This window comes from Aeromonas media, assembly GCF_000819985.1.
Lineage (GTDB): Bacteria > Pseudomonadota > Gammaproteobacteria > Enterobacterales > Aeromonadaceae > Aeromonas > Aeromonas media.
The window spans coordinates 1-6,672 of record NZ_CDBZ01000168.1 but is presented as its reverse complement, the minus strand read 5'-3'; the positions used below and the strand labels follow the sequence as shown (position 1 = coordinate 6,672).

Below are 6,672 nucleotides of genomic sequence, written 5' to 3'. Positions count from 1 at the left end.
ACAGCACGTCGTTAAGTGCGTTGTAAGTGATAGAGGAGCCAGTCAGCGAATTCCATCAGGGATAGAGGCAGTAGCCTCGATCGAAATCCGGATCTATGGCTGCAATCTCCACCTGACTCACTTTCATCGATTGAGGGCTTGGCAAACCGGGGCGACCATCTATGTTAACAGGGGCCGAGCGCCGTCGATGCCGTACTCCACAAGAAAAGATCGCCATCGTGCAGCAGACCTTTGAGCCCGGGATGACCGTCTCTCATTTTGCTCGCTTGCACGACGTCAACGCCAACCAGCTTTTCAAATGGCATAAGCAATTCCAGGAAGGGTCTCTCACGGCGAGCTCCGCCGGTGAGGATGTTGTTCCAGCCTCAGAGTTGGCTGTTGCCATCAAGCAGATCCGAGAGTTCCAGCGTCTGCTCGGGAAGAAGACCATGGAGAACGAGATCTTCAAAGAAGCCGTGGAGTATGGTTGAGCAAAAAAATGGATAGCGCATGCGCCCTTGTTGCCGGTGGACGACGATTAAGGGCTGTGAGCCAGACCCTAAATGTATCGCGTGCGCAGCTATCCGTTCGTGTTCATCGAAAACTGGGTTGGCAAGATGGTCGTCATCATCGCCAGTGTGGATGATGCAGCCTTACTTGGTCGTATCATGGAGGTGATGGCAGAGCTTCCCTCCTATGGCTATCGCCGAGTCTGGACGCTGTTACGGCGTCAGTCAGAGGTAACACGTCAGTCTGTGGTAAACGCCAAGCGGGTTTATCGCGCCATGCTCGATCATGGCCTGCTGCTGGAAAGGAAACCGGCGGCAGCATTGACCCAGCGGGCACATAAGGGGTGTGTTGCCGTCAAGGAGAGAAGTCGACGGTGGTGGTCGGATGGCTTTGAATTTCGCTGTGATAACGGTGAAATACTACGTGTCACGTTCGCCATGGACTGCTGTGATAGGGAAACCCTGGACTGGGCTGCCAGTACCGGGGGTTACGACACTGACACGGTGCAAGATGTCATGCAGAGGTCTGTCGAACGTCGCTTCTGGGATTCCTTGCCGGCATCACCGGTGGAATGGCTGACAGATAATGGTTCGGCATATCGAGCCCATGAGATCCGTGCGTTTGCACGAGAAATCGGGTTGGAGCCCAGAACGACTGCGGTGAGAAGCCCACAGAGCAACGGTATAGCGGAGAGCTTCGTGAAGACGATGAAGCGTGACTATATCGAAATGATGCCGAAACCAGATAGTCGAACAGCGGTAGGCAATTTGGCCATCGCGTTTGAGCATTATAACGAACACCACCCGCACAGCGCCTTGGGATACCGTTCACCTCGGGAATTTCTGCGCAGTCGGGTATCACAACCCTAAGCGGGAAAAAGAGTCTGGAACTATGGGGCAAATCCAGGTCCGATTGAAAAGAAACTCAGATAGATATCATCAGGAGACACCAAGCACAGATAGTTGTAAATCCGCATGGACGCGCCATTGTATCCTCCTGAATTTATCAGCATCCGTCAGTCATCTATGCGAACAGCGAGCCATTAACGCGCCAGTCTTGCCGCCAGCTTACCAACTACCTCCAGGACAAGCTCCCTGTCGGTTGTATCGAGTTTGGCTAACTGTTGGCTAATCACCATGCCTTGTTCGGTGGGGCGATTGCTGGTCTCACGCAGGAAGTCGGCGAGATCACAGCCAAACAGCTGAGCCAGCTCAGCGAGCCGCACGACTGTCGGCACCACGAGACCTCTCTCCATTCGGGAGACGGCTTCCATACCTATTTCTAGGTGCTCAGCTACTTGATCTTGAGTCAGCCCCGCCTGGTGGCGTTGGCGTCCAATCGCTTTACCTACGCTCTTGGCAAGCTCTTCAAAGTTGATGTCAGTCATAAGTCCTCCAGTCAACCTTTATGGTTGGCCATGGACCCATTGACATTAAGGGCTCAAAAGGATGAGTATCAACCAATTAGATCTATTTGTTGGAATTTCTAGGCCTAAAATGAATGGAGCTCACATCACAACTTAATACCTAATCTCCCACGGTGGCCTTTGTCATCTACCAGTGCATCCGCTGGCAGCGTGCTAGTCACACTCTACCAACCGACTTGTTATCTCGTCGGATGGGTATCTATTGCCAACATCCTATAACAGGAGAAATAAACATGATCATTCCACTGCTATGGTTCGGACTTGCCTTGCTGCTAGGCATTGTTGCCTCGAGCAACGGGCGCTCATTTTGGGGGTGGTTCATTCTCGGGCTGATCATCGACCCGATTTTGGCTGGATTACTCTACTGGTTGATCTGTAGAGATCGCTGACAGCGCTCCATTGAGGTGCACTCATAGGTGGTCAAATTTACATCATAAAGGTTTGCGATATGCGAATTTGGAAAACACTAACAACGATAAATGGCAACAGCCTAGGCGGCCTTATCATCAAGCTCATGTATAACGTGCCGCATATGAGCGACAAGATGATTGCTGATGTGGTGACAGGCAAAAAATGGGCCCCTGAATTCATTAAACAGTTAGCAACCAAAGAGGGGATGAAGCGCTCGCTCAAACTGTAATATCTATGGTTTTCACCGATGGATTAGTAAGAGCCCCTTCCTACTCAACAGAACATCCCCTCTAAAGGACACCATAACGGTGTCCTTTTTGTTTATACCGCTTCTTCTTACAAAGACAAGGATTAACCATGCCCTTACCACAACCGGGGGACCACCTCGTTTCACCCCGTGCCGGTTACCAGCACCATGGCCTCTACCTGGGGGATCATCAGGTCATCCACTACCAGGGGGTAAGTGCCGGAATACATTCCGGTCAGATAGCCATCACCACGCTTGCCGAGTTTGGCCAGAGGCGGGGTTACCGCATCCAGCACCATCGTTCGCGTGTCTTCAATCGGGAGGAGAGCATCGACCGTGCTTACTCCCGCCTTGGAGAGACGCACTACAGCACGCTCTTTAACAACTGCGAGCACTTTGTGCTTTGGTGCATCGAGGGCTTTCACTACAGCAAGCAGATTAACCAGCTCATTTCCACGGGGTGTATCGCACATCAGGCACTTCGCACAGTGACCCAGAAGCCCCCTCAGGCCGCCCTGTCTGGCATGACCAGCAGCACGGTACCGACCCCGTCAGCGACTACCGCTGTGACCGCTGCAGTCGGTGCGTTGCTGGGTACAACAGCTACTTCGCTGGCGGGCCCCCTTGCAGCCACCTATGGCCTCTACCGCGCCTGGCGTTGGTTCAGGGATTAACACGTCTCACATTCGATACAAGAAGGACACATCATTATGATTATGCCATTTCACTTGGCAGGAATGTCTTTGCCGATTTCTCCCAAGCTACCTGGCTTACTGCGCAGCGTTGTGCGAGAGCAACGGCTCGAGCTCAACAAGTTCTCGACCCTAACCTTCAACTTTCGCAGTCCCGATTACAGTGCCGAAACCGGTGGTGTCCATCCTGTCGAGCTACGGCTTATTCGGGGATTGCACGGCTGGGTCTTCGATTACATCACCGACTTTAGCTATCAGGGACTCGGCCAGGATGTGGAGCTCTGCAAGGAGCTTGACTTCAACTTCTCCTGTGACGAGCACTATCTGCGGGGGTGGGGACCACTGGACGGCGTGGAAGCACGCGAACTGTTCGCTCTGTGGCAGAGCAATTTCATTGGCTACGGCCAGCTGGGGTATTTCACCGTCATCGTGAGTGGGGATTAGGAGGTGTGTGATGACTAACGAACTGCCGCTGTCCCACTACTTGCGCCAGTGGTTGGGACTGGTCGCAGCAAAAGCCAAACTGCAGCCGACTCGCCGGGGCGAGCGCTGGTTGCTGCACCTGACTCCTGGTAGCCCGAACGCCCGCACCGTCACCCTGCATCTACGTTGGTCTGGCATGCAGTGGCAACTTCTCTCCCTCACCAATGCTGAGGACTGGCGCACCATGAGCCAGCCGATAGATGAAATATGTGTGGATCCCACGCGCCGCTGTTTCTGGCGTAGCCAGGCAGGGCCCGTCCCGTTCTCTGATCAGCCCCGTGTACTGGGAGATTTTCTGAGCAACCTGCAGCGTACCTGTATCCATCACGGTTATTGCGTGGAGAGTGACCCCTTACCTCAAGAGGAGGTCGATGATGCCTACAAAACCGATAGCCATTGATCCTGAGGCCATCAATCGGGAGGGAGAGACGCAGATGGTACGTGATAGTGGCCTAACCATTCAGTGCTACAGCGTTTATCTGTGGGTCGTGGAAGCCAGCGGCCTTGCTCTGGCTACCCCGCTGAACGTGTTGGTCCCAGAGTCGCTGATGCCGGCGAAGAGTACGCCAGCGTCCAGAGCCGGAGCCATTCCCAAAGCCACCTGATCTCCCCTAGGTGTGCCCCAATTACCTCTCTTTAACCCTGACATGCTATCTGCGTGTCGGGGTTTTGTTTATTTGGAGAAACCCATAATGCGTTACCACAAACTCAAGGCAGGGGAATTCCCTGGCACCTATGTCGTCACCGAACCGGTGACCGAGCAAGACCTGCTGCATATGGCCAACCAGGTTGCCCGCAAGCGACTTGCCAAAGGTTCTGCAATCACCTCTCACCAGATGGCAGCTCAACGATTGCAAACCCTGCTTCAAGGACGAGATCGGGAGACCTTTGCCGTGCTGTTTCTCGATAATCAACATCGCGTTATCGCCCTGGAGGAGCTGTTTCACGGGACCTTGACTGCTGCCAGTGTGCATCCAAGAGAAGTGGTCAAGAGAGCCTTGGCGCTTAACAGTGCAGCTATCCTTTGCTCCCACAATCATCCCTCTGGCTACCCGGAGCCCAGCATTTCGGATAAGCAAATCACGGACGTCCTGCGCAATGCCCTTGCGCTAGTGGATGTCCGCCTACTTGACCACCTGGTGATTGGCGCCGAAGGGGTCGTCTCCATGGCTGAGCGTGGAATGCTGTAATCCATGTTCCCCCGATTCATCCCTTCTGGGTTTACATCAAACATCAAAGGAGCTCAGTATGATTGAGTTCATCGACAGCTTTAGTCAGGCCGCCGTGGCTGAAGCTATGTGTGTACATCCTGGGCTGGCCAAGCTCATCGCCCAGCAGTTGATGCTGCCAGGTTTCGCCTATGCCCACGATATCGAAGGGCGGCGTATCGGTAATCTATTGGTCGCGCCCAACCCGGTGCTGTACAAGACTATGCTCTTTGTCAGTCCACGTGACATGCGTGAGCACTTGCCACGAGAGATTAACTTCGCCCGTTTTCGTTGCCCCTGTAATGCAGCGGGGCAACCGGTAGGCGAGTGGCAACGGGTGATTGTCGGGGCCTACGTCAACCATGGCAGCAATGATGAGCCGGATTGGAGTAGCCACACATGACATTGCCCACGGCATTACTAATGGAGACAGAGACCGCCATCGTCACTCCGAGCTCACATCGAGGAGTTCATTGCATGGGATTTAGCCAGCGTTAATGGGATGGTCGCCCCTCCCCAAAACGGCATCTGAGTGCCAAAGTGGCGAATGTAAGTTCCCACTGATGAGAGAGGCGACCACCATGAAGGCTACGACTATCGGCATCGATCTGGCAAAACATCTCTTCCAATTACATGGGGTGGATCAACATGGCAAAACGATCCTCAAACGACAGTTGAAGCGGGAGCAGATGCTCTCATTCTTTAGCAATCTTCCTCCTAGCCTGATCGGTATGGAGGCATGCGGCAGTGCCCATTACTGGGCCAATAAACTGCAAGGAATGGGGCATACCGTCAAACTGATGGCGCCGCAGTTCGTTAAGCCTTATGTGAAGACCAACAAGAACGATGCTGCGGATGCCGAAGCTATTTGTGAAGCTGTGACTCGGCCCACCATGCGGTTCGTGCCGATAAAGAGCAGCGAACAATTGGCCATCCTGGCCTTGCATCGTGCTCGACAAGGCTTCATCAAGGCCAGGACTGCTCAAGCCAACCAGATCCGGGGCCTGTTAGCAGAATACGGGTTCATCCTTCCTCAAGGCATCACCCACATAGGCAAACACGTTCCCGAGCTGCTGGAGGACAGTGAAAACGGCTTGCCAGGAACGTTTCGCCATTTGTTAATGCGACTTCACGAGCACCTCAAGATGCTAGACAAGCAGGTCAATGAGTTGGAGGACGCGATCGTTAGCTGGCATAAGGACAGTGCAGCCAGCCAAACCTTAGCCCAGCTGCCAGGTATCGGTCCTATCACCGCAAGCGCACTGGTTGCTTCCATCGGCAATGCGAAAAATTTCAAGAATGGCAGGCAATTGGCCGCGTGGCTGGGGTTAGTACCACGACAACACTCCAGCGGTGGTAAGCAGAACCTGCTTGGGATCAGCAAGCGTGGCGACATCTATCTGCGCACCTTGTTAATTCATGGCGCTCGGGCGGTGCTACGAGTAGCAGAACGCAAGGAGTCGTTCTCGGGAAGCTGGTTGGCCGGGGTGATGGCACGGCGCAACCCTAACGTGGCGGCGGTAGCGCAAGCCAACAAGACGGCTAGAATCATCTGGGCATTGCTGGCACACGACAGAAAATATGATGCCCACTATGGCATGGCCGCATGAAAAACAGGTTTAGCAATGTAAGGGCTGATTGACAGTCCTATGACCAAAAATTGGTAAGGAAGCACCGATTGCCTGTGCAATCGGTGCATATTCCGGCCGATCATGA

The 6,672-nt window shown here is 53.8% G+C and carries 9 protein-coding genes and 1 pseudogene; 9 read left to right on the top strand and 1 reads right to left on the bottom strand.

The features are described 5' to 3' along the window. Nucleotides 1-161: 161 nt before the first annotated feature. Nucleotides 162-1,358, top strand: a pseudogene (locus BN1127_RS21680) (IS3 family transposase). A gap of 173 nt (nucleotides 1,359-1,531) precedes the next feature. Here BN1127_RS21680 and BN1127_RS14640 read toward each other — a convergent pair. After that, a complete protein-coding gene (locus BN1127_RS14640) occupies nucleotides 1,532-1,876 on the bottom strand; it encodes a helix-turn-helix domain-containing protein (protein ID WP_042649937.1) in 345 nt (114 codons plus the stop codon). A 272-nt stretch (nucleotides 1,877-2,148) separates the two neighbouring features. Here BN1127_RS14640 and BN1127_RS22195 point away from each other — a divergent pair, with 272 nt between their 5' ends. The 8 genes from BN1127_RS22195 to BN1127_RS14600 all read left to right on the top strand — a co-directional run bounded on the left by BN1127_RS22195 (nucleotide 2,149) and on the right by BN1127_RS14600 (nucleotide 6,566). Then, on the top strand, nucleotides 2,149-2,304 hold the full coding sequence (locus tag BN1127_RS22195; RefSeq protein WP_042649936.1) for a hypothetical protein: 156 nt from the start codon (nucleotides 2,149-2,151) through the stop codon (nucleotides 2,302-2,304). 59 nt (nucleotides 2,305-2,363) lie between these two features. Next, complete coding sequence (locus BN1127_RS14630; protein WP_042649935.1) at nucleotides 2,364-2,555, top strand: hypothetical protein; 192 nt, start codon at nucleotides 2,364-2,366, stop codon at nucleotides 2,553-2,555. A gap of 128 nt (nucleotides 2,556-2,683) precedes the next feature. Further along, nucleotides 2,684-3,247, top strand: a complete 564-nt coding sequence (locus BN1127_RS14625) for a lecithin retinol acyltransferase family protein (RefSeq protein ID WP_042649934.1) — start codon at nucleotides 2,684-2,686, stop codon at nucleotides 3,245-3,247. A gap of 36 nt (nucleotides 3,248-3,283) precedes the next feature. Next, nucleotides 3,284-3,709: a DUF2787 family protein gene (locus BN1127_RS14620; RefSeq protein WP_042649933.1), complete on the top strand. Its 426-nt coding sequence runs from the start codon at nucleotides 3,284-3,286 to the stop codon at nucleotides 3,707-3,709. A 10-nt stretch (nucleotides 3,710-3,719) separates the two neighbouring features. Next, nucleotides 3,720-4,148 carry a hypothetical protein gene (locus BN1127_RS21675; RefSeq protein ID WP_043132907.1) on the top strand — a complete coding sequence of 143 codons (429 nt, stop codon included), beginning with the start codon at nucleotides 3,720-3,722 and terminating at the stop codon, nucleotides 4,146-4,148. A gap of 292 nt (nucleotides 4,149-4,440) precedes the next feature. Continuing rightward, the gene (gene radC / locus BN1127_RS14610; RefSeq protein ID WP_042649932.1) at nucleotides 4,441-4,938 is read left to right on the top strand and encodes a RadC family protein; all 498 of its coding nucleotides are present in this window, start codon (nucleotides 4,441-4,443) and stop codon (nucleotides 4,936-4,938) included. 58 nt (nucleotides 4,939-4,996) lie between these two features. Further along, nucleotides 4,997-5,359: a hypothetical protein gene (locus BN1127_RS14605; RefSeq protein WP_042649931.1), complete on the top strand. Its 363-nt coding sequence runs from the start codon at nucleotides 4,997-4,999 to the stop codon at nucleotides 5,357-5,359. A 178-nt stretch (nucleotides 5,360-5,537) separates the two neighbouring features. Continuing rightward, nucleotides 5,538-6,566 (top strand): IS110 family RNA-guided transposase, encoded by a 1,029-nt coding sequence (locus BN1127_RS14600; protein WP_081934637.1) that lies wholly within the window; start codon nucleotides 5,538-5,540, stop codon nucleotides 6,564-6,566. Nucleotides 6,567-6,672: the final 106 nt, after the last annotated feature.

Bases quoted from the DNA above. Each gene is read 5' to 3' on its own strand.
- BN1127_RS14640 (WP_042649937.1), bottom strand. From the start codon at position 1,876: ATGACTGACATCAACTTTGAAGAGCTTGCCAAGAGCGTAGGTAAAGCG.
- BN1127_RS22195 (WP_042649936.1), top strand. From the start codon at position 2,149: ATGATCATTCCACTGCTATGGTTCGGACTTGCCTTGCTGCTAGGCATT.
- BN1127_RS14630 (WP_042649935.1), top strand. From the start codon at position 2,364: ATGCGAATTTGGAAAACACTAACAACGATAAATGGCAACAGCCTAGGC.
- BN1127_RS14625 (WP_042649934.1), top strand. From the start codon at position 2,684: ATGCCCTTACCACAACCGGGGGACCACCTCGTTTCACCCCGTGCCGGT.
- BN1127_RS14620 (WP_042649933.1), top strand. From the start codon at position 3,284: ATGATTATGCCATTTCACTTGGCAGGAATGTCTTTGCCGATTTCTCCC.
- BN1127_RS21675 (WP_043132907.1), top strand. From the start codon at position 3,720: ATGACTAACGAACTGCCGCTGTCCCACTACTTGCGCCAGTGGTTGGGA.
- radC (WP_042649932.1), top strand. From the start codon at position 4,441: ATGCGTTACCACAAACTCAAGGCAGGGGAATTCCCTGGCACCTATGTC.
- BN1127_RS14605 (WP_042649931.1), top strand. From the start codon at position 4,997: ATGATTGAGTTCATCGACAGCTTTAGTCAGGCCGCCGTGGCTGAAGCT.
- BN1127_RS14600 (WP_081934637.1), top strand. From the start codon at position 5,538: ATGAAGGCTACGACTATCGGCATCGATCTGGCAAAACATCTCTTCCAA.